The organism is Sphaerisporangium cinnabarinum (assembly GCF_055567015.1).
Map to the genome: position 1 here is coordinate 610,652 of NZ_JBVHRG010000001.1, position 21,934 is coordinate 632,585.

Genomic DNA, 21,934 nt, shown 5'->3' on the forward strand with positions numbered 1-21,934 from the left:
GCGGCGGACCCCGACCTTGAGCCCCGAGAGGCCCATCACCTGTGACTTCCTTTGCCGACTTCGGCCTGCCCACCCCTGTCGTGCGCGAGCTCTCGCGCCAGGGCATCGACTCCCCGTTCCCCATCCAGACCGCCACGCTGCCCGACTCGCTGAAGGGCCGTGACGTCCTCGGCCGCGGTCGCACCGGCTCCGGCAAGACGCTCGCGTTCTCGCTGCCGACCGTCGCCCGCCTGTCGTGGGCGAAGTCGTCGCGCCACCCGCGCCGGCCCCGCGCGCTCGTGCTGTGCCCGACGCGCGAGCTCGCCAACCAGATCAACGCCACGATGGAGCCGGTCGCCAAGGCGCTCGGGCTCGTGACGACGACGATCTTCGGCGGCGTCGCGCAGTCGCGCCAGGTCGCCGCGCTCGACAAGGGCGCCGACATCGTCATCGCGTGCCCGGGGCGCCTGGAGGACCTCCTCAACCAGCGCCTGCTCACGCTCGACGGCATCGAGATCACCGTGCTCGACGAGGCCGACCACATGGCCGACCTCGGCTTCCTGCCCGGCGTGAAGCGCATCATGGACAAGACGCCGAAGCAGGGGCAGCGCATGCTGTTCTCCGCGACGCTGGACAACGGCGTCGACCAGCTGGTCAAGCGGTACCTCAGCAACCCCGTGCGCCACTCGGTGGACGACGCCGCGGCCGCGCCCCCGCAGATGACGCACCACATCCTCGCGGTGCGCGACGCGGACGCGAAGAAGCAGATCGTGCACGAGCTCGCCTCGGGCACGGGCCGCCGCGTGCTGTTCATGCGCACCAAGCACCAGGCGAAGAAGCTCGCGAAGCAGCTCACCGCCGCGGGCGTCCCCGCCGTCGACCTGCACGGCAACCTCGGCCAGGGCGCGCGCGAGCGCAACCTCGAGGCGTTCTCGTCGGGCGCGGTCAAGGTGCTCGTCGCGACGGACATCGCGGCGCGCGGCATCCACGTCGACGACGTGGAGCTCGTCGTGCACGTCGACCCGCCGGCGGAGCACAAGGCGTACCTGCACCGCTCGGGCCGCACGGCCCGCGCCGGGTCGGAGGGCGTCGTCGTCACCGTCATGCTCCCGGAGCAGCGCGGCGACGTGCGCGACCTCACGCGCAAGGCCAAGATCACGGCGCAGCCGCAGCAGGTCGCGCCCGGCGACGCGACGATCCAGGGGCTCGTCGGCGAGGTCGCGGAGTACGTGCGCCCGGCCGACATCACGCCGCCGCAGACGCAGGCGAAGCGCGGCACGGGCTCGACCAACGGCGGGTCGCGCGCGTCGCGCCGTGGGCGGGGCGGCCAGGGCGGCGCACGCCCGGCCGCGCAGCCCGCGGGCCAGGGCACGACGGCGTCGCGCGCCGGGGGTGCCTCGCGGCCGGCGCGCTCGTCCGGCGGCCGTCCCGAGGGTGGCCGCGGCGCGTCGACCGGTGCGGGCAGCGGTGCGGCCGGGGCGGGCCAGTCCGCGGGCCGCCGTCGCGGCGGCCGCGGCCGCGCGCAGCGCCCGGCCGGCGGATCGAGCACCGTGTACTCGACCTCCAGCCCGCGCTGACGCCCCCACGCTGAGTGCAGGAAAAAGTCGCGGTCGAACCGATTCGGCCGCGACTTTTTCCTGCACCCAGCGGGTGGGGTGGGGCCGGGAACACGGGAGCGGTCGGCGTGGTTGGGACCGTCGGAGGTGGATCATGACCAGCCAGACCCACGAGAACCAGCCCTACGAGGTCGCGAAGACCGACGCCGAGTGGCGCGCCGAGCTGTCCCCGCAGGAGTACGCCGTGCTGCGGCAGGCCGGGACGGAGCGCGCGTGGACGGGCGAGCTGCTCGACGAGAAGCGCGTCGGCGTGTACGCGTGTCGCGCGTGCGGGAACGAGCTGTTCCGCTCCGACACGAAGTTCGACTCGCACTGCGGGTGGCCGAGCTTCTTCAGCCCGCTCGCGGGCGACCGCGTCGAGCTGCTCACCGACCGCAGCCACGGCATGGTGCGCACCGAGGTGCGCTGCGCGCGCTGCGGCTCGCACCTGGGCCACGTGTTCGACGACGCGCCCCAGACCCCGACGGGCGACCGGTTCTGCATGAACTCGGTCAGCCTGACGTTCGAGGCCGACGAGCGGTAGCCGACCGGGCGCCGACGCCCGCGTCCACCGCGCACGCGAGCGCCACGCCCACCAGATAGCAGACCAGGTCCCGCACCGCGAACGTGCTGCCCAGCAGCCACGCCGCGGGCGGGACCGCGTCGTTCACGGCGGCGGCGACGCCCGTCGCCTGGAGCGCCTCGACCGCCCAGCACCACCCCAGCGCGACGGCGCCCGCCACGAGCGGGCGCACGCGGGCCGCCACCAGGACCACGAGGACGTAGGTCGCGACGGCGTAGAGGACGTCGCCGCCGACGTCGCCCCACGGGTCGGGGACGCGCGTCGCGACGACGAGGCCCAGCACCACGACGGCCGCGAGGACGAGCGCGACGACGGGCCGCCGTCGGGCTCGGGACCCCGCGCGAGCCGGCGGGGCCACGCGGGGCGGCCGGGCGCCGTCGGACGCTGTCATGCGGCCCCGGGAGACAGGGTCACCGGTTGGCGGCCCAGCGCACGACGTCCTCCGAGTACCGGTGCAGGAGCGTCGCGAGCGTCGCGACGTCGCGCCGGTCCCAGCCGTCGAGCGCCTCGGTGATCGACGTGACCCGCCCGCTGTGCGCGGCGTGGAGCCGGGCCTCGCCGTCGGACGTCAGGGTGATGAGCTGCCCGCGCGAGTCGTCGGGGTCGACCTCGCGCGCGACGAGGCCGAGGTCGTGCAGGCGGCTGAGCTGGCGCGAGATCGTCGCGCGCCCCACGCCGAACTGCGCCGCGAGCTCCGAGCCCCGGACGCCGGGATGGTCGGCGATGTGCGCGAGCAGCGGGTAGGCGCTCGCCTCGAGGTCGGGGTGGATGCGGCGCGCCATGCCCGTGGCGACCGCGCCCGCGCGGCGCAGCAGGATCCGCAGCTCGCGTTCGAGGTCGACGTACGCGTCGTCGTCGACGCGCGCGGTGTCGGGAGCAGGGCGGGCTGGAGCGGTCTCGGGGGGCACAGGGCCATCATGGCGCGAACGGGACGGCCCGGTCACCTTCCTCCCGCGAACCTCACCCGCGCGGGGCGACGGGAGCGCCCCGCGCACGACCGCGGGGGTGGTCCCGGAAGGTCGGGACCACCCCCGCGGGGTGTGGCAGCGGCGCCCCCGCGGCGGGGGCGCCGACGTCAGCGCGACCGGCGCGCGGTCGCCTCGTCGTCGACCACGCCCGCGGGCTCGTAGGCACCGAGCAGCGTGGACTCCGTCTCCTCGGCGAGCGTCACGCGACCAGGGGTGGCGTCGATCGGGGCGTCCGCGCCGAGCAGGGCCGCCTCCTTCTCGAGGCGCTCCTGGAGGCCGGTCTTGGTGCCGAGCGGCACCTCCTTGAGGAACGACACGGCGATGAGCGCGACGAGCGCGAGCGGCACCGCGACGAGGAAGATCTCGGCGATCCCGTCGCCGTAGGACTTCTCCACGAGGTCCTTGACCGGTGCGGGCAGGGTCGAGACGTCGGGCACGGCGTTGCCGCCGCCCATCGAGCCGGCCGGGACGCCGAGCTGCGTGAGGCCGTCCTGGATCGACGTCGTGACCTTGTTCGCGAGCACCGCGCCGAGCACGGACACGCCGATCGCGCCGCCGAGGCTGCGGAAGAACGCCACGGTCGAGGTCCCGGCGCCCATCTCCTCCACGGCGAGCGTGTTCTGCACGGCGAGCACGAGGTTCTGCATGAGCATGCCCATGCTCACGCCGAGGAAGAACAGGTAGACGCTGATCAGGGTGAAGCTCGTGTGGTAGTCGATCGTCGACAGCGCGAACAGCGAGGCGACGAGGACCGCGCCGCCGGTGACCATGAAGGCCTTGTAGCGGCCGTAGCGCGTGATGAGCTGGCCGAAGAGGGTCGACGCGACGAACGTGCCGACGATCATCGGGATCGTGAGGAGGCCGGACTCGGTCGGGGTCTTGCCCCGCGCCACCTGCATGTACTGGCTGAGGAACACGGCGGTGCCGAACATCGCGACGCCGACCGCGACGGACGCGACGACCGCGAGGACGAACGTGCGGTTCTTGAACAGGTGCAGCGGGATGAGGGGCTCGGGCGTCACGCGCTCGACGAGCACGGCACCGACGAGCGCGACGACCGCGCCGCCGACCATCGCGAAGGTCTGCCACGAGAGCCACTCGAAGTTCTGCCCGGCGAACGTGACCCACAGCAGGAGCGAGGAGACGCCGGCGCTGATGAGGATCGCGCCCCAGTAGTCGATCCGGACGACGCGGCGCGCGACCTTCGGCAGGTGCAGCGTGCGCTGGAGGACGATGATCGCCGCGATGGCGAACGGCAGGCCCACGAAGAAGTTGAGGCGCCAGCTCACGGCGTCGGTGAGGACGCCGCCCAGGAGCGGCCCGCCGATCTGGCTGACGGCCATGATGCCGCCCATGAGGCCCATGAACTTGCCGCGCTCGCGCGGCGAGATGATGTCGGTGATGAGCACCGTGGCGAGCGCCATGAGGCCACCGGCGCCGATGCCCTGGAACGCGCGCAGCGCGATGAGGGTGCCGACGTTCTGCGAGAGCCCCGCGAGCGCGGAGGACACGACCGCGACGACGAGCGCGATCTGGATGAGGACCTTGCGGTTGGTGAGGTCGGCGAGCTTGCCCCAGATGGGGGTCGAGATCGTCATGGCGAGGAGGGTCGAGGTGACGACCCACGTGTACGACGACTGCGAGCCGTCGAGGTCGCTGACGATCTTCGGGAGCGAGCTCGAGACGATCGAGCTCGCGAGGATCGCGACGAACATGCCGAGGAGGATCCCGGAGAGGGACTCCATGACCTCGCGGCGGGTCATCGGTGCGGGGGCGCCGGCGGTGCCGGGCGGTGCGGTGGTGTCTGCGGGGGTGCTGGTCATCAGGCGCTGGGTTCCTTGCTCACGAGGCCGAGGCGGGGCGCACGTGTCGGGGGCGGTGTCAGGGGGGTCGGGGGCCGGCCCGCGGTGCGGTCGGCGGTCGGGGGACGTGCCCGACGGCGCAGGGCCGCCGGGCGCCGTGGTCACCCGGCGCTGCGGGGGGAGTCGTGGACCGCGACGACCGCCGCGGCGACGCGCTCGATGTGGCGCGTGGCCTCGACGATCTCGTCGTCGCCCCACTCCGCGAACGTCGTCGCGGCGAGGACGTCGATGTGCGCGTACGCCCGTACGAGGAGCGCACGACCCTCCTCGGTGAGCTCGACGGTCCGGGCCCGCCGGTCGTCGTCGTCCACCGTGCGGCGCACGAGGCCCGCGTCGACCAGGTGGCTCACCTGGCGGCTCGCGACGGAGAGGTCGACCCGGAGCCTCGCCGCGACGTCCCCGAGCTGGACGGGGCCGCAGTGCTGGAGCATCCGGAGGAGCCCGAACGACGCGCGCGGCATGTCGAGGTCGCGGGCGATCCGGACGGCGGACTCTCGCTGGGCGCGCGCGAGGTCGTCGAGCGCGCGGACGAGACCCGCCGCGGGGGACGGGTCGGGGGTGAGTCCGGGGGCCGCGACGTCGGTCGCGGGAGGGGCGGTCACAGGCACGGGCACTCCTTGGTTGCTGCAGGCAAGCATACTCCGCGAAGTTGCTTTCAGCAACCATTGTGCGGGGCAAGGAATTCCCGCCGGTCGAGCCTGCGCGTGCACGACGGAGCCCGGGCCCTCCTCGTCGCCGCAGCGGCGAGGTGGGCCCGGGCCCGGTGGCGACCCGGAGGGCGGTCAGCGCGCGGAGCGGCCCCCGGCCTGGTTGCCCATGTCCTCCAGCTCGACGCCCTTCGTCTCCGGCACCTTGCTCAGGACGAAGACGAACGACAGGGCCGCGAAGATCGCGTACATCAGGTAGGGGATCGAGGCGCCGAAGGTGGCGAGCATCGGCGGGAACGTCAGGGTGATGGCGAAGTTCGCCAGCCACTGCGCCATGGCCGCCACGCCCAGGGCGGCGGCGCGGATGCGGTTCGGGAACATCTCGCCCAGCAGGACCCAGACGAGCGGGCCCCACGACGCCCCGAAGAACACGACGAACGCGTTCGCCGCCACGAGGGCGATCGGGCCCCACGGGTCCGGCAGGCTGATGTTGTCCCCGCTCCCGCTGGCCTGCGTGAAGGCGAGCGCCATGATGCCGAGCGAGAGCGTCATGCCCGCGGAGCCGATGAGCAGGATCGGGCGTCGACCCACCTTGTCGACGAGCGCGATCGCGATGAACGTCACCGCGACGTTCGTCACGGACGTGATCGTCGAGACGAGGAACGACTGGCTCTCGTCGAAGCCGACGGCCTGCCAGAGCGTCGTCGAGTAGTAGAAGATCACGTTGATCCCGACGAACTGCTGGAACACCGAGAGCAGGATGCCGACCCACACGATCGGCTTGAGGCCGAGCGCCGAGCCCTTGAGCGTGCCCTCCTGCGCGTTCTGCTCGTCGACGGCGATCGAGCGGTGGATCTGCGCGATGCGGTCGTCGACGTCCTCGTCCGGTCCGAGCACGGACTCGAGCACGGCGCGCGCCTCGTCGTCCCGGCCCTTCGCCACCAGGTACCGGGGCGACTCGGGGATGCGCAGGGCGAGGATGCCGTAGACCGCCGCGGGGATGACGCACACGAGGAACATCCAGCGCCACGCCTCCCACCCGAGCCACAGCTCGTTGGACGCTCCGCCGGCCGTCTCCGCGAGGAGCTGGTCGGAGAGCAGCGCGGCGAAGATGCCGATCGTGATGGCGAGCTGCTGGAGCGAGCCCATGCGGCCGCGGAGCCGGGCCGGCGCGATCTCCGCGATGTACGCGGGCGCGATGACCGACGCGATACCGATGCCGACACCCGCCATGAACCGCCAGATCGCCAGGTCGAAGGCCGACCAGGCGATCGCCGACAGGATCGAGGAGGCGAAGAACAGCACTGCGCCGAACACCATGACGCGGGTGCGGCCCCACCGGTCGGCCAGGCGTCCGCCCGACCACGCGCCGAGCGCACAGCCGAGGAGGGCGATCGCGACGACGAGCCCCGTCACCGCGGAGTCGAGGTCGAACTGTCCCTCGATCGCCGCGACGGCGCCGTTGATGACCGAGCTGTCGAACCCGAAGAGGAAGCCGCCGACCGCGGCGGCGACGGCGAGACCGATCGCCTTCCGGTGGGCGCTCCGCTCGCTCACGGTCCTCTGACCTGCTGCGCCGCTGCTCGACATCTCGCCCTCCGCTCCGTCCCGGAGCCGGTGGCAGCTCCTGTCGTCCCTCTGTCGTCACTGTAGGGCGGGGTCCGGACCGTGGCGCGGTGAACGAGGGTGGGCCCCGAGCGGTGCCCCGGAGGCTGCGCGCGTCCCGGCGCCGGGTGGAGACTGGGCGGGTGCCAGACGACGTCCCCACCCCCGGCGGCCGGCCCGACCCCGGTCGGTCCGACCGCACGCAGCGACCCCGCCGCCCCGCCATGCTCGACCCGCGCGACGCCGACGAGCTGCCCGGCGATCTCGACCCCGCGCTCCGCGACCGGGTCGCGCACACCACCGCGCACGCGATCGTGCACCGCGCCCGCGACACGGAGGACCCGGAGGTCGTCGAGCGGCTCGTCCACCTCGTCGAGACCGAGGGTCTCGACGTCGTCGCCGGCTTGTGGTCCGACGCCGCGCCCAACTCCTTGCCCGGCGCGCTGTGGCGGCTCTACGTGCTGCGCGAGTGGGTTCGCCGCGACCCGCAGACCGTCACCCTCCGTTACCGGCTCGGCGTCGACGCCGCGCCCGTCCACGAGGCGATCGCGGGCGTGCCCCGGCCGCCGGGGCCGCAGGACGTGCGCGACCTCGCCGACGCGGTGCTGTCCGGCGTCTTCACGGGCGACCTCGCGGTCGCGCTCGAGCGCGCGGGGTCGTTCTGCCGCATCCTCGCCACCGGCGCCGCGTTCGACGCCGACGCGCGCGAGGTCGCCGACCCCGACGGCGCCCTGCGCACGACCCGGGGCGCGGGCTCGCTGCTGCGGACCGCCCAGGAGCTCGAGCACGCCGCCGAGCTCTGGCGCGCCGACCGACTCGACTGAGCGCACGCTTCTCCCCGCTGTGGAGGCCCCGGTCGTCGCCGAGCAGGCGGACCTGGCGCGTCCGTGCCATGTCACGAGCCGAGACCGCCTGCTCGGCCGACCAGAACCACCTGGTCGGGCCTGTCGGGACCTCGCAGGCGCGGAGGGTGCGGGATCGACGGCGCCCCCGCACGGCGGGCGGGGGCGGTCTCGCGGAGCGCGAACACGGGTACCCCGGGCGGGGTGCGGCACGTACGATGGATCTCGACGCCGGGCCGCGGTAGCCCCGGGCTCCACACTCAGCCGCTACGAGCGGCCACGCGCCGAGAGGCGCTCCCGGTCCGGCGTCACTACCTCCCCCCGCCCACCGCCTCGTGCGGTGCGCGGGTGCGGTGGCCGCACCGGCGAAGACGCCGGGCGCAGGCTGTGGGCGTCCTGAGCATCCGGGACCTTGGACCCGACGATTCCAGCATCGCTCCGCGCGTCGGCTACATTTGACGAGAGTTCGACGTGCGTTCACCGAGAGATCATCCGACCAGAGATCGTGACCACCCCGACCGTCCGGTTCCCCCGGCGGCCGAGCGGCCCTCGCGGCCGACGCCAGCTCAGACCCCTACCCCGCGTCCCTTCCGGAGCCCCCCGTGCGCCTGCGCCTGACACCGCGCGACACCTCGTTCTTCGACCTCCTCGCCGCCTCGGCGCAGCATCTGGTCACAGGGTCCACGCTCCTCGCGGAGCTGCTGGGGGCGGACCGCCCCACGCGCAAGCAGCTCGCGAAGCAGCTGAGCGAGACCGAGCACCTCGCGGACGACGCGACGCACTCGATCATGCGACGCCTCAACCAGACGTTCGTCACGCCGTTCGACCGGGACGACATCTACGCCCTCGCGTCGGCGCTCGACGACTGCATGGACTACATGGAGGAGGCGGCGGACCTCATCGTCCTCTACAAGGTCGACGAGCTCCCGGCCCGCGTGTCCGAGCAGGTCCAGGTGCTCCAGCGGGCGTCCGAGCTCACGGCCGAGGCGATGCCGCGCCTGCGCTCCATGGACGACCTCCCCGAGTACTGGGTCGAGGTCAACCGCCTGGAGAACCAGGCGGACAAGGTCCACCGCAAGCTGCTCGCCGAGCTCTTCGACGACGTGTCCGACCCGGTCCTCCTCATGAAGCTCAAGGAGATCGTGGAGGTCCTCGAGCAGGCGGCCGACGCCTTCGAGAAGGTCGCCAACACGGTCGAGACCATCGCCCTCAAGGAGTCCTGAGCCCCGTGGAGGCAGTGCTCGTCGTCGTCGTCGTGGCCTTCGCCCTGGCGTTCGACTACACCAACGGGTTCCACGACGCCGCGAACGCCATCGCGACCTCGGTGTCGACCCGGGCCCTCACACCGCGCGCGGCGCTCCTCATGGCGGCGGTGTTCAACCTCATCGGCGCGCTGCTCGGCACGGCCGTGGCGCAGACCATCGCGGAGGACATCGTCGCCGTCGGTGACGTGCCACCCCACCAGGGACTCGTCATCGTCCTGTGCGGGCTGGTCGGTGCCATCACCTGGAACCTCATCACGTGGTGGCTGGGCCTGCCGTCGTCGTCGACGCACGCGATCATCGGCGGCCTCGCGGGCGTCGGGCTCGCGTCCGGGATCACGGTCCACTGGGACGCGATCCTCGACAAGGTCGTGCTCCCCATGATCTTCTCGCCGCTGATCGGCTTCGGCCTCGCGTTCGCGCTCATGGTCCTGCTGCTGTGGGTGTTCCGGAACGCGGCGCCCGCCCGGGCGTTCCGCCGGTTCCGGATCGCGCAGACCGCCTCCGCCGCCGCGATGGCGCTGGGCCACGGTCTGCAGGACGCGCAGAAGACGATGGGCGTCATCGTGCTCGCCCTCGTGGCGGGCGGGTTCCAGGACGACAACACGATCCCGCTGTGGGTCAAGCTGTCGGCCGCGACGGCGATCTCGCTCGGCACCTACGCGGGCGGCTGGCGCATCATGCGCACGCTCGGCCGCAAGATCATCGAGCTCGACCCGGCGCGCGGCTTCGTCGCCGAGTCGGTGTCGGCGGTCGTGCTCTACGCGAACGCGTTCATCTTCCACGCGCCCGTCTCGACGACGCACACCATCACCTCGGCGATCATGGGCGTCGGCGCGACCAAGCGCCTGTCCGCGGTGCGCTGGGGCGTCGCCAAGAACATCGGCGCCGCGTGGGTGCTGACGATCCCCGCCGCCGCGCTCGTCGCGGCCGTCGTCTACTGGATCCTCAGCCCGATCCTGCTCTGAACCGCCGGCGACGCCGGTCCCCGCACGACGACGGCGCCCCGTCGGAGGGCTCTCGCCCACCGACGGGGCGCCGTCGTGCGTCCGGACGTCGCCCGCGCGGCGACGTCGGCCCCGGGTCTCAGTGCAGCGGCGGGGCGACCTTCTCCGCCGCGACGACGCGCGGGCCCTTGGGCGTGCGTGCCACGTGGGCCACGATCATCTCGCCGGGCTCGAGGAACGGGTCGTGCGCGGGGAGGGCGTTCGCGACCGGTCGGCGCGAGTGCTGGCCGAGGACGTCGAGCACGGTGGGCAGCACGGGCCGGTGCGTGCACAGCACCGACGACCGCTCCGCCTCGAGCAGCTCCCGGACCGTCCGTGCGACGCGCGCGGGGGACCGCTCGTGCTGCGCCTCGGTGAGGTGGTCGATGCTGACCGTGGCGAGGCCGGAGGCGGTTGCGTAGGGCGCGATCGTCTGGGCGCAGCGGTCCCAGCGGCTCGTGACGATCGTCTCGACGCCGTAGGCCGCGAGCACCGGCACGAGCGCCACCCCCTGGGCGTGGCCCGCGGGCGTGAGCGGGCGGTCCTGCTCGTCGCCGTGCCACGCCGACCGCGCCACGGCCTTGCCGTGGCGCGCGATGACGACGACGTGCGTCGCGAGCCGGCCCTCGTCACGCTCGCGCACGAGCGCCTCGAGCGGCGCCCGGTCGGCCTGCCGGGTGAGGCGCCGCGCGGCGTCGTCCGTGGAGAGCCACGCGGCGCGGTCGATCTCCTGGGGCGACACCGGCGGGACGGGGGCCCGCGCGGCGAGCGCGCCGGCGTCGGACCGGCCCGACGCCCGGCGCGCGGCCCAGTAGTGCACGCGCTTCACGCGGCCCTCGGGCGTGAGGTACTGCAGCCCGGGCAGCGGGACCCCGAGCACCACCGGCTTGCCCGTCTCCTCGGCGACCTCGCGCGCGGCGGCCGCCTGGAACGTCTCGCCCGGGTCGAGCTTGCCCTTGGGCCACGACCAGTCGTCGTAGCGCGGCCGGTGGACGAGGCGCACCTGGAGCTCGTCGTCGCGCACGCGCCACACGAGCGCCCCGGCAGACTCGATGACGGGCGCGTGCGACACGTGCGTCGGGCCGAGCGCGTCCACGAGGGGCACGCCGCCGCGCAGCGCGGAGGACGGCACTCCCATCCGCTACCGCCTCCCGACGAGCCGGCGGCGCTGTCGCTGGACGAGGCTGGCCTGCAGGTCGACGAGCGGGGAGCCGTCGGGCGCGGTGTCGGGGCGGTGCCACGTGCCGTCGGCGTCGAGGTGCCACGACGCCGTGCGCTCGGACATCGACGCGTCGAGCAGGTCGAGCAGCTCCATGACCTGGTCGGGGTCGGTGATCCGCACGAGCGCCTCGACGCGGCGGTCGAGGTTGCGGTGCATGAGGTCGGCCGACCCGATGAACACCTCCGGGCCGCTCTCCGGGCCCTCGCCGATGGCGGGGCCGGCGGAGTTGGCGAACGCGTAGATGCGCGAGTGCTCGAGGAACCGGCCGAGGATCGAGCGCACGCGGATGTTCTCGCTCAGCCCGGGCACGCCCGGGCGGACGGCGCAGATGCCCCGCACGACGAGGTCGACCTTCACGCCCGCCTGCGACGCGCGGTAGAGCGCGTCGAGCGTCGTCTCGTCGACGACGGAGTTGACCTTGATCTTGACCCACGCCTCGTGGCCCTCGCGCGCGGCGACCGCCTCCCGGTCGATCCGCTCGACGAGGCCGGAGCGGACGGTGCGGGGCGCGACGAGCAGGCGGTGGAACCGCGACTGCGGCGCGTACCCGGAGAGCTGGTTGAACAGGCGCGTGAGGTCCTGACCGACGTCGGGATCGCACGTGAGCAGGCCGTGGTCGGTGTAGAGGCGCGCCGTCTTCGGGTGGTAGTTCCCGGTCCCGACGTGGCAGTAGCGGCGCAGGCCGTCCGACTCCTGGCGCACGACGAGCGAGAGCTTGCAGTGCGTCTTGAGCCCGACGATGCCGTACACGACGTGCACGCCCGCCTGCTCGAGCTTGCGCGCCCACGAGATGTTGGCCTGCTCGTCGAACCGGGCCTTGATCTCGACGAGCGCGAGCACCTGCTTGCCCGCCTCGGCCGCGTCGATGAGCGCGTCGACGATCGGCGAGTCGCCCGACGTCCGGTACAGCGTCTGCTTGATCGCGAGCACCGCCGGGTCGGCCGCCGCCTGCTCGAGGAAGGTCTGCACCGACGTCGAGAACGAGTCGTACGGGTGGTGCAGCAGGACGTCGCGCTCGCGGATCGCGGCGAACACGTCCGTCGGGGACGAGCTCTCCACCTCGGCGAGGAGGCGGTGCGTCGTCGGGACGAACGGCGGGAAGTGCAGGTCCGCCCGGTCGAGGTCGGCGATGAGGTTGAGGCCCGTGAGGTCGAGCGGCAGCGGGATCTCGTACACCTCCTCCTCGACGACGCCGAGCTCGCGCACGAGCAGCGCGCGGATGCGCGGGCTGATGCCCGGCGTGAGCTCGAGGCGCACGGGAGGGCCGAACCGGCGGCGCAGCAGCTCCTTCTCCATCGCCTGGAGCAGGTTCTCCGCGTCGTCCTCCTCGACCTCGACGTCCTCGTTGCGCGTGACACGGAACAGGTGGTGCTCGCGCACCTCCATGCCGGGGAACAGGTGGTCGAGGTGCTGGGCGATGACCTCCTCGATCGGCACGAACGACGTCGGCCCGCGGTCGGGCGACGCCGTCTGCGACGTCGGCGCGCTCGGGCGGCCCCGCGCGTCCACGGCGATGAACCGGGGCAGCAGCGGCGGCACCTTGACGCGCGCGAAGTGCTCCTTGCCCGTCGTCGGGTTGGCCACCACGACCGCGAGGTTGAGCGACAGCCCCGAGATGTACGGGAACGGGTGCGCCGGGTCGACGGCGAGCGGCGTGAGCACGGGGAAGATCTGCTTGCGGAAGAACTTGTGCAGGCGCTCCTGCTCGCGCGTCTCGAGCTCGTCCCAGTGGACGAGCGTGATGCCCTCCGCGGCGAGCGCCGGCTGCACGTCGTCGGCGAAGACGCGCGCGTGGCGGTCCATGAGCTCGTGCGCGCGCTCGCTGATCGCGTCGAGCACCTGGCGCGGCGACAGGCCCGAGGCGGCCGTGACCGCGATGCCCGTCGCCATGCGGCGCTTGAGGCCGGCGACGCGGACCATGAAGAACTCGTCCAGGTTGGACGCGAAGATCGCGAGGAACCGCACCCGCTCCAGCAGCGGCTGGCTCGGGTCCTCCGCGAGCTCGAGCACGCGCTGGTTGAACGCGAGCCAGCTCAGCTCGCGGTCGGCGAACCGGTCGTCGGGCAGCGGACCGAGGTCGAGCTCCGCACCCACCGGTTCGATCTCCGGCTCCTCGGCGATGTGCTCCGCGATGTGCGCGGCGAGGTCCGGGTCGAGGGTGCGCTGCGTGGACGTGTCGGTCATGGGTTCATGGTGGCACCAGATGATGAACGGTGCGTGACGCGGGTCACCGCGCGGTCACCGCGGCCGGGGCGGGGTCAGCGGGCGGGGCGGGCGTACTGCACGTGCACGGCGCGCCGCACGAACCCCGCCCGCTCGTACGTCCGCACCGCCGGGACGTTGTCGCCGTCCACGTACAGCACCGCCGTGCGTGCCCCGCGCTCCGCGAGGTGCGCGAGCCCGACGGCGGTCAGCAGCCGCCCGAGCCCCTCGCCCTGGGCGGACGGGACCACGCCGACGACGTAGATCTCGCCCTCGCGCGCGGCGTCCGGCTGGTCCGTCGGGATCTTGGTCCAGACGAACCCGACGAGCTCGGGCGCCCCGTCGCCGGGCGCCGGGTCGCGCTCGAGGAGCAGGAGGCCGGCGGCGTCGAACCAGTCCTCCCGCATCCGCGCGCCCAGGTCGTCGGCCGTGAGCCGGCCCTGCTCCGGGTGGTGCGCGAACGCGAGCGCGTTCGCCCGCACCCACGCCGCGTCGTCGTCCCCGGGCACGAACGCGCGCAGCCGCAGACCCGCCGGGACCGCGGGGCGCTGGTGCTCCGCCGGGCCGCCCAGCGGGCGCTCGAGCACGAGCAGCTCGCGCACGACGGCGTACCCCGCCCGCGCGGCGAGGGCCTGCGCCGCGGGCAGGTCGCCGTGGGCCCACACGCGCAGCGGCGCGACGTCCCTGCCGGGGGAGGGGGCCGGTGCGGGGGAGCCGTCCGTCGGGCCCTCGTCCGGGGTGCCCGCGTCCGCGGCGCGCTCGGACGGGCGCGGCTCGACGGCGCGGTCCGCGGCGCTCCCGAGGAGGTGGAAGCCGAGGCCGTGGCGGCGGTGCGCCGGGCGCACGACGAGCTCGGCGCTCGGCGCGTCCCCGCGCTTGTCCACCTGCGCGTAGCCGGCGAGCTCGCCCCCACGCCACGTGAGGAGGTGCACGACGTCGTCGGTCGCCTCGCGCAGGTTGAGCAGCGGCTGCTCGGAGAGGGGCGCGACGCCGTCCTCCCGCTCCGCCGCCGCGGCGAGGTCGTGGACCTGCGCGATCTCGACGTCGTCGATGAGCGGCCCGGTGTGCCAGAGGATCGCGGTCTCCACCGGTCCATCTTGCCCCCGGCGCCCGCGCACGACCGAACGGGCGCAGCCGAGCACGGGGTTGCTCGCCGTCGACCACGGGGTTGTCGTCGTGGAGAGCGCGATGACGACGGCAACCTCGTGTTCGGCACCTCACCTCGGGGTGGGGGAAGGTTCCGCGAGGGCGGGCCGTTGTCCCGGACGTGAGCGAGCGGACCCACGGGCGAGAGACGGCGGCACCGGGCACGGCGGGCGCGGACCCGCTCGGTCCGGGCGGAGTCGTGCACGACGTCGTGGTCGTCGGTGCGGGCCAGGCCGGGCTGTCGGCGGCGTACCACCTGCGGCGCGCCGGGCTCGACCCGCTCGTGCTCGACGGCGGGCGCGGCCCGGGCGGCGCGTGGCAGGACCGCTGGGACGCGCTGACGATGGCCGAGACGCACGCCGTGCACGACCTCCCGGGTGTCCCGCTCCCGGCCGGCGACCCGGACGAGCGCGCGAACGTCGCCGTCCCGCGCTACTACGCGGCGTACGAGCGCGAGAACGACCTGCGCGTGGTGCGGCCCGTCACGGTGCACGACGTGCGCGACGACCCCGGCGACCCCGCGCTCCTGCGGGTCCGCGCGACGGTCGGCGCCGGGCCGGACGCGCGCGACGTCGTCGTCCGCACGCGCACGCTCGTCAACGCGACCGGCACGTGGACCCGCCCGTTCTGGCCGCGCTACCCCGGGATGGAGACGTTCCGCGGTCGCCAGCTCCACACGCACGACTTCCGCGCCGCCGAGGACTTCGCGGGGCAGCACGTCGTGGTCGTCGGCGGCGGGGCGTCCGCGACACAGCTCCTGCTCCAGATCGCGCCGCACGCGTCGGGCACGACGTGGGTGACGCGCCGCGAGCCCGTGTGGGTCGAGGAGGAGTTCTCGCCGGAGCTGGGCCGGGCCGCCGTCGCGCGCGTCGCCGAGCGGACGGCTGCGGGCCTGCCGCCCGGGAGCGTCGTCTCGGTCACGGGCCTGCCGCTCACGCCCCGGTACCGCGCGGGGATCGCGAGCGGGGTGCTGCGCCGTCGGCCGATGTTCGCGCGCGTCACGGCGACCGGCGTGGAGTGGGCTCCCGGCGCGAACGACGACGGCCTCCTGCACCAGCCCGCCGACGTCATCCTCTGGGCCACCGGGTTCCGCGCCGCGCTCGACCACCTCGCGCCCCTCGGCCTGCGTGCGCCCGGCGGCGGGATCGTGCTCGACGGCACGACGGCGGCGAGCGACCCGCGCGTCCAGCTCGTCGGCTACGGGCCCAGCGCCTCCACGATCGGGGCCAACCGGGCGGGGCGCGAGGCGGCGCGCGGCGTGCTGCGGGCGCTCGGCCGACGGCCCGAGCGCGGCCCCGCGGCAGGATCTCGGCGACCGGTGGCGGTGTGAGGGCTCGTCAGCGCCCGCCGTCGAGCCCTAGCGTGCACCCGTGAGCACCGAGTCCTCCCCGGCCCCCGACCCGTCCGCCGCCCGCGAGCCCGCCCCGGTCGCGGTCGACGCGCCTGCCCTGCCGACGCAGCGCCGCACCCTGACGACCCTCGTCGCGACGCAGGTGCTGTCCGGCGTCGGGGTCGCGAGCGGCATCGCCGTCGCGCCGCTCGTGGCCTCGGCGCTGTCCGGGTCCGACGCGATCGCGGGGCTCACGTCGACCTCCGGCGTCGTCGGCGCGGCGCTCGTCGCGCTGCCGCTCGCCCAGGTCGCGGGTCGGCGCGGCCGACGGCCGTCGCTCCTGCTCGGCTTCGGCCTCGCGACCGGCGGCGCCCTCCTCGCGACGGTGGCTGTCCTCCTGGGCTCGTGGCCGCTGCTCGTCGTGGCGATGCTGCTCTTCGGCTCCGGCACGGCCGCCGGTCTCGCCTCCCGCTTCGCCGCGACGGACCTCGCGACCCCGCAGCGCCGGGCCCGCGACCTGTCCGTGGTGGTGTGGGCGACGACCGTCGGGTCCGTCGTCGGGCCGACGCTCGCGGGCGTCGCCGACCGGGTCGCCGGACCCGCCCTGCGCCTCGGGGACGCGCACGCCGAGCACGGGAGCACCGCGCCGAGCGCGGCCCCGTTCGTGCTCGCGACGCTCGCGTTCGCGCTCGCGGCGACCGTCGTCGCGGTGTGGCTGCGCCCGGACCCGCTGCTCGCCTCGCGTGCGCCGTCAGGGGCGGGTGCGGTGGGCGCGGGTGGTGCGGGGGGAGCGCCGGGTGGCGCGCCCGGCCACGTGTCGTGGCGCGACGGCCTGCGCGCCGGCTGGGCCGTGGTCGCGGCCAGCCCGACGGCGCGGCTCGCCCTCGGCGCGATCGTGCTGAGCCACCTCGTCATGGTCGGCCTCATGTCCATGACCCCGGTCCACATGAACCACGGCGGCGCGACGCTCCAGGTCGTGGGCCTCGTGATCAGCGCCCACATCGCGGGTATGTACGCGCTGAGCCCCGTGGTCGGCTGGCTCGCGGACCGGCTCGGGCACGCGCGCGTGCTGTACGCCGGCGGCGCGCTGCTCCTCGCCGCGGCGGTCGTCGTGGCGGGCGCGCCGGGCGAGGACTCCGCGCGTCTCACGGTCGGCCTGGTGCTGCTGGGGCTCGGGTGGTCGTGCGGGCTCGTCGCCGGGTCGGCGCTGCTCGTCGACGCGACGCCCGGGCCGTCGCGCACCGCCGTGCAGGGCCTGTCCGACCTCGCGATGAACACGGGCGGCGCCGTCGGCGGCATCCTCGCCGGCGCGATCATCGGGTTCTCCTCGTACGGCGCGCTCGCGTGGGGTGCGGCGGTGCTCGTCGTGGTGTGCGCGGTCGTGGCGGCTCCGCTCGCGCGGCGGGCAGCGCTCCGCTGACGACGGCCGCCGAGATCGGCACCCGGAGGCGGGATCGGTGGTCGTGACCGCCGACCTCGCCCGCGACCGCCGACGTCGCCCGCGGGCGCCGATCTCGCGGGGTGAGCGGCCGGGGGAGCGTCAGGCCAGGACGGCCGGGAGCGCGGTGCGCTCGTCGCGGCGGACGGCGCCGACCTGCGCCGGGGTGAGGAACAACGCCCGGGAGAGGTCCGTGCCGCGCGCGTCGGCGCCGCGCAGGTCGGCGCCGAGCAGGTCGACGGCGTCGAGCCGGGCCCCCCGCAGGTCGGCGCCCAGGAGCAGCGCGCCCCGCAGGTCCGACGCCGTGAGGTCCAGCCCGCGGAGGTCCGCACCGACGAGGTCGGCCCCCGGTCGCAGCCGACGACGCAGCCCGGCGCCCGGAGCCCGGTGCCGCGCTCCGTCGTCGGGCGGGGCCGCTGCGCGCGCGCCGTGGTGCCGCGCGGGGCCGTGCCGTGCGGGGCCGCGCCGGGCGTCCGGGCTCCGACCCGCCCGGGCCGCGTCCCGCACGAGCGCGCTCGCCCGGTCGACCAGCGGACCGACGGCGCGACGGACCGCGCCGACGTCGAGCGCGAGCAGGTCCGCCGTGGCGAGGTCGACGAGGGGCGCGGTGCGGTCGAGCGCCTCCCGGGCGTCGTCGTGCACGGCGGCGGCCGCGGGGAGCGCGAGCACCTCCGCGAGGTACCAGAGCAGCTCCTGGAGCTGCGTGACGACGGGCAGGGCGGCGAACGCGTCGTGCGCGGCGGCGGGGTCGTCGCGCCAGGTCGCGCCGTCGTGCGCCGCGCGGACGGCCGCGGTCACGCGCTGGCCCGCGCCCAGGCAGTCGTAGGCGACGCAGCCGGGGAAGCCGGACTCGGGCAGGCGGGCGTGGATGCCGCAGCCGAAGTCCGTGCGCAGGTTCGGGCAGGGCGTGCCGGCGGGCTTGTCGATCGCGAAGTCGGCGGACCGCACGAGGTGCAGGCCCACGCAGCACAGCCCGGTGCAGCGGGAGCAGTCGCTGCGCAGGTCGAGCTGCTCGACGAGGAGGGCGCGGCCGTCGGCCGCGGGGACGCGGGGCACGCCTCGACGCTACGCCGTCGCGGGGACGCCGGGCACGGGCATATCGTCCGCGTGCGCGGGCCGGGGGCGACCGCAGCGCGAGAACGGGGCCGGTGCCGTCGTCGCGCGGACGACGGCACCGACCCCGTGGCCGGCGTGCGGCGCGTCAGTCGTCCGAGGACGACGGCTTCTGCAGGCCTGCCGAGATGAGCTCCATCACGGACGAGTCCGCGAGGGTCGTCGCGTCGCCCACCGTGCGGTTCTCCGCGACGTCGCGCAGGAGGCGGCGCATGATCTTCCCGGACCGCGTCTTCGGCAGCTCCGGCACGACGAGGATGCGCTTCGGCTTGGCGATCGGGCCGATCTCCTTCGCGACGTGGTTGCGCAGCTCGGTCTGCACGGCGGCCGCGCCGTCGGCGTCCGACGCCCGGCCGGCGTGCTCGCCGCGCAGGATGACGAACGCGACGACGGCCTGGCCCGTGAGGTCGTCGCTCGCGCCCACGACCGCGGCCTCCGCCACGGTCTCGTGCGAGACGAGCGCGGACTCGATCTCCGTCGTGGAGAGGCGGTGGCCCGAGACGTTCATGACGTCGTCGACCCGGCCGAGCAGCCAGATGTCGCCGTCCTCGTCCTTCTTGGCGCCGTCGCCCGCGAAGTAGATGCCCGGGAAGCGCGACCAGTACGTGTCCTTGAAGCGCTCGAGGTCGCCCCAGATGCCGCGCAGCATCGACGGCCACGGCTCGGACAGCACGAGGTACCCGCCGCCCCCGTTCGGCACGGAGCGCGCCTCGTCGTCGACGACGTCCGCCACGATGCCCGGCAGCGGCACCTGGGCGGAGCCCGGCTTGGCCGCCGTGACGCCCGGCAGCGGCGAGATCATGATCGCGCCCGTCTCCGTCTGCCACCACGTGTCGACGATGGGCGTGCGGTCGCCACCGATGACGCGGCGGTACCACATCCACGCCTCGGGGTTGATGGGCTCGCCCACCGACCCGAGCACGCGCAGCGACGACAGGTCGAACGTCGCGGGGATCTCCTCGCCCCACTTCATGCACGCGCGGATCGCGGTCGGCGCGGTGTAGAGGATCGAGACCTGGTACTTCTCGACGATCTCCCACCAGCGGCCCTGGTGCGGGGAGTCCGGGGTGCCCTCGTAGATCACCTGCGTCGCGCCGTTGAGCAGCGGGCCGTAGACGACGTACGAGTGGCCCGTGACCCAGCCGATGTCGGCCGTGCACCAGTAGACGTCGGTCTCGGCCTTGAGGTCGAACACGTTGCGGTGCGTGTACGCGGCCTGCGTGAGGTAGCCGCCCGTGGTGTGGAGGATGCCCTTGGGCTTCCCCGTGGTGCCCGACGTGTAGAGGATGAACAGCGGGTGCTCCGCCTCGACCCACACGGGGGCGTGCGTCGGGTCGGCGGCCTCGAGCGCGTCGTGCCACCAGACGTCGCGGCCCGCAGTCCACGCGGTGTCCTGGCCGGTGCGACGCACGACGAGCACGTGCTCGACCGTCGTCGGGGCCGCGCCCTCCTTCGGCGCGAGCGCCTCGTCGACCGCGGGCTTGAGCGCGGAGGCCGCGCCGCGGCGGTAGCCGCCGTCGGCCGTGACGACGAGCTTCGCCTCGGCGTCCGCGATGCGGCTGCGCAGCGCGTCGGCGGAGAACCCGCCGAACACGACCGAGTGCGGGGCGCCGATGCGCGCGCACGCGAGCATCGCGACGACGGCCTCGACGACCATCGGCAGGTAGATGACCACGCGGTCGCCCGTCTCGACGCCGAGGGCCGCGAGCGCGTTGGCCGCGCGCGACACGTCGCGCTGCAGCTCGGCGTACGTGACCGTCCGGGTGTCGCCCGGCTCGCCCTCGAAGTGGATCGCGACCCGGTCGCCCAGGCCGGCCTCGACGTGGCGGTCGACCGCGTTGTACGCGGCGTTGAGCGTGCCGTCGGCGAACCAGCGTGCGACGGGCGCCTGCGACCAGTCGAGGGTCTCGGTGAACGGGGTCTGCCACGTGACGAGGTCGTTCGCCTGCCGCGCCCAGAACGCGAGCCGGTCGGCCCGCGCCTCCTCGTACAGCTCGGGCTGCGCGTTCGCCTGCGCGGCGAACTCGGGGCTCGGGGGGAAGCTCCGGGTCTCGTGGAGGAGGTTCTCCAGGCTGGACGTGGTGGCCGCTGCTGCGGCCTCGGGCTCGTTCTCTGGCACGCTGACCTCCGGTGCGCATCGACTCTGGTGCGGTCCCGCCGACCGCGGCGGCCGCCCGGGGGCGGCGTGACGGTACGACGGTACGACGGGGCGGACGGCCGCACGACCGGGGCCCCGACCTGGCGAGTGTAGACCTCCTGCGGTGAGCGCGGTCACATCCGTCCGGGATTCGGCGAGAGTGCTCGCAAAGGAGCGGGCGGGCGGCCGGGACGGTGGGGAGCGCGCCGTCGGGCGACGCGCCGGGCGCACCGGCGCGCTGTTGCCGCACGGGGGGTGGTGCCCCACCATGGGCTCACGTTCCTCGCGGAGCGTGCGGCCTCACGGCGAGGCACAGGGGGCGGGTTGGCGTACGCGGCGGTGCGGGGCGCGCGGTCGCGCCCTGCCGCGCCCGCACGCCGGGACGACGGCGTCGACGTCGCGTCCCGGGACCGCGTGCTCGCCGTCGCGGTGGCCGCCGGGCTGCGTGCCGTCGGCCGCTGCAGGGCGCGCACGATCCCCGAGGACGCCCTCCGGCCGGGGTCCGGCGGCCGCCGCGGGCTCGTGCTCGTGGCCGACGACGCGGGCTCCCTCCCCGGCCCCCCGCTGCTCGCGGTCGTGCGGCGCCCGGGCCCGGTCGTGGTCCTGGGGGGCGCGGTCGCCGCGGAACGGCTGCTGGTCGCAGCACGCGCCGGCGCCCTGGTCGTCGCCGCGGAGCGGCCGTTCGGCGACCAGGTGCGGACGGTCGCCCGCATGCTCGCGGGCGACGTGCGCGCGGGCGACGCGCTGCTGGTCGACCAGCTCGTCGGGGTCGTGCGCGACCGCCGGGCGGTGGCGTCGCTCACGGGCCGGGAGACCGAGGTGCTGGAGCACCTCGCGGCCGGTCGGTCGGTGGCCGAGATCGCTGCTGCGCTCGTGCTGTCGGTCGCGACCGTGCGCGCCCACGTCCGCTCGATCCTCGGCAAGCTCGGCGTCTCGTCGCAGCTGGCGGCCTCCGCCGCCCTGGCCCGCGCACGGGGTGGCCGTCCTGTCCGCAGATAGTCAGAACTGACGATGTGG

General features: G+C 74.7%; 18 protein-coding genes. 8 read left to right on the top strand and 10 right to left on the bottom strand.

The annotated features are described in order from the left end of the window. Positions 1–41: 41 nt before the first annotated feature. Together ACZ4MO_RS02750 and msrB are read left to right on the top strand one after the other, a co-directional pair. On the top strand, positions 42–1,556 hold the full coding sequence (locus ACZ4MO_RS02750; RefSeq protein WP_175007583.1) for a DEAD/DEAH box helicase: 1,515 nt from the start codon (positions 42–44) through the stop codon (positions 1,554–1,556). A 133-nt stretch (positions 1,557–1,689) separates the two neighbouring features. After that, entirely contained in the window at positions 1,690–2,118 is a 429-nt protein-coding gene (msrB, locus tag ACZ4MO_RS02755) for a peptide-methionine (R)-S-oxide reductase MsrB (protein WP_175007584.1), read from the top strand. On the opposite strand, the gene ACZ4MO_RS02760 is transcribed toward msrB, so the two are convergent. The 5 genes from ACZ4MO_RS02760 to ACZ4MO_RS02780 form a co-directional block, all read right to left on the bottom strand. After that, on the bottom strand, positions 2,087–2,548 hold the full coding sequence (locus tag ACZ4MO_RS02760; RefSeq protein ID WP_175007585.1) for a DUF2809 domain-containing protein: 462 nt from the start codon (positions 2,546–2,548) through the stop codon (positions 2,087–2,089). The genes msrB and ACZ4MO_RS02760 overlap by 32 nt on opposite strands. 19 nt (positions 2,549–2,567) lie before the next feature. Further along, entirely contained in the window at positions 2,568–3,065 is a 498-nt protein-coding gene (locus tag ACZ4MO_RS02765; RefSeq protein ID WP_061266562.1) for a MarR family winged helix-turn-helix transcriptional regulator, read from the bottom strand. Between the two features lie 167 nt (positions 3,066–3,232). Then, on the bottom strand, positions 3,233–4,948 hold the full coding sequence (locus tag ACZ4MO_RS02770) for an MFS transporter (protein ID WP_175007586.1): 1,716 nt from the start codon (positions 4,946–4,948) through the stop codon (positions 3,233–3,235). A 140-nt stretch (positions 4,949–5,088) separates the two neighbouring features. Continuing rightward, positions 5,089–5,589: a MarR family winged helix-turn-helix transcriptional regulator gene (locus ACZ4MO_RS02775; protein WP_499278587.1), complete on the bottom strand. Its 501-nt coding sequence runs from the start codon at positions 5,587–5,589 to the stop codon at positions 5,089–5,091. A 180-nt stretch (positions 5,590–5,769) separates the two neighbouring features. Next, complete coding sequence (locus ACZ4MO_RS02780; RefSeq protein WP_175007588.1) at positions 5,770–7,224, bottom strand: sugar porter family MFS transporter; 1,455 nt, start codon at positions 7,222–7,224, stop codon at positions 5,770–5,772. A 158-nt stretch (positions 7,225–7,382) separates the two neighbouring features. Here ACZ4MO_RS02780 and ACZ4MO_RS02785 point away from each other — a divergent pair, with 158 nt between their 5' ends. From ACZ4MO_RS02785 to ACZ4MO_RS02795, 3 genes are all read left to right on the top strand, one after another. Continuing rightward, positions 7,383–8,063, top strand: coding sequence for a hypothetical protein (locus ACZ4MO_RS02785; RefSeq protein ID WP_499278588.1), 681 nt, complete (start codon positions 7,383–7,385; stop codon positions 8,061–8,063). 620 nt (positions 8,064–8,683) lie between these two features. Then, on the top strand, positions 8,684–9,304 hold the full coding sequence (locus tag ACZ4MO_RS02790; protein WP_021482999.1) for a DUF47 domain-containing protein: 621 nt from the start codon (positions 8,684–8,686) through the stop codon (positions 9,302–9,304). A gap of 5 nt (positions 9,305–9,309) precedes the next feature. Beyond that, positions 9,310–10,311 carry an inorganic phosphate transporter gene (locus tag ACZ4MO_RS02795; protein ID WP_021482998.1) on the top strand — a complete coding sequence of 334 codons (1,002 nt, stop codon included), beginning with the start codon at positions 9,310–9,312 and terminating at the stop codon, positions 10,309–10,311. Between the two features lie 118 nt (positions 10,312–10,429). Here ACZ4MO_RS02795 and ACZ4MO_RS02800 read toward each other — a convergent pair whose 3' ends face one another. The 3 genes from ACZ4MO_RS02800 to mshD all read right to left on the bottom strand — a co-directional run bounded on the left by ACZ4MO_RS02800 (position 10,430) and on the right by mshD (position 14,841). Next, complete coding sequence (locus tag ACZ4MO_RS02800; protein WP_175007589.1) at positions 10,430–11,467, bottom strand: NUDIX domain-containing protein; 1,038 nt, start codon at positions 11,465–11,467, stop codon at positions 10,430–10,432. A gap of 3 nt (positions 11,468–11,470) precedes the next feature. Beyond that, positions 11,471–13,735: an RNA degradosome polyphosphate kinase gene (locus ACZ4MO_RS02805; RefSeq protein ID WP_085386554.1), complete on the bottom strand. Its 2,265-nt coding sequence runs from the start codon at positions 13,733–13,735 to the stop codon at positions 11,471–11,473. A 74-nt stretch (positions 13,736–13,809) separates the two neighbouring features. Then, positions 13,810–14,841: a mycothiol synthase gene (gene mshD, locus ACZ4MO_RS02810; protein ID WP_175007590.1), complete on the bottom strand. Its 1,032-nt coding sequence runs from the start codon at positions 14,839–14,841 to the stop codon at positions 13,810–13,812. Between the two features lie 179 nt (positions 14,842–15,020). On the opposite strand from mshD, the gene ACZ4MO_RS02815 reads away from it, so the two are divergent. Continuing rightward, positions 15,021–16,229: an FAD-dependent oxidoreductase gene (locus ACZ4MO_RS02815; protein ID WP_342779517.1), complete on the top strand. Its 1,209-nt coding sequence runs from the start codon at positions 15,021–15,023 to the stop codon at positions 16,227–16,229. Between the two features lie 40 nt (positions 16,230–16,269). Continuing rightward, positions 16,270–17,649 carry an MFS transporter gene (locus ACZ4MO_RS02820; RefSeq protein ID WP_175007591.1) on the top strand — a complete coding sequence of 460 codons (1,380 nt, stop codon included), beginning with the start codon at positions 16,270–16,272 and terminating at the stop codon, positions 17,647–17,649. A 120-nt stretch (positions 17,650–17,769) separates the two neighbouring features. Here the strand turns inward: ACZ4MO_RS02820 and ACZ4MO_RS02825 are convergent, their stop codons facing one another. Continuing rightward, positions 17,770–18,723, bottom strand: a complete 954-nt coding sequence (locus ACZ4MO_RS02825; RefSeq protein WP_175007592.1) for a pentapeptide repeat-containing protein — start codon at positions 18,721–18,723, stop codon at positions 17,770–17,772. Between the two features lie 145 nt (positions 18,724–18,868). Beyond that, on the bottom strand, positions 18,869–20,899 hold the full coding sequence (gene acs, locus ACZ4MO_RS02830; protein ID WP_175007593.1) for an acetate--CoA ligase: 2,031 nt from the start codon (positions 20,897–20,899) through the stop codon (positions 18,869–18,871). A 342-nt stretch (positions 20,900–21,241) separates the two neighbouring features. On the opposite strand from acs, the gene ACZ4MO_RS02835 reads away from it, so the two are divergent. Beyond that, positions 21,242–21,916: a LuxR C-terminal-related transcriptional regulator gene (locus ACZ4MO_RS02835; protein WP_175007594.1), complete on the top strand. Its 675-nt coding sequence runs from the start codon at positions 21,242–21,244 to the stop codon at positions 21,914–21,916. Positions 21,917–21,934 lie beyond the last annotated feature (18 nt).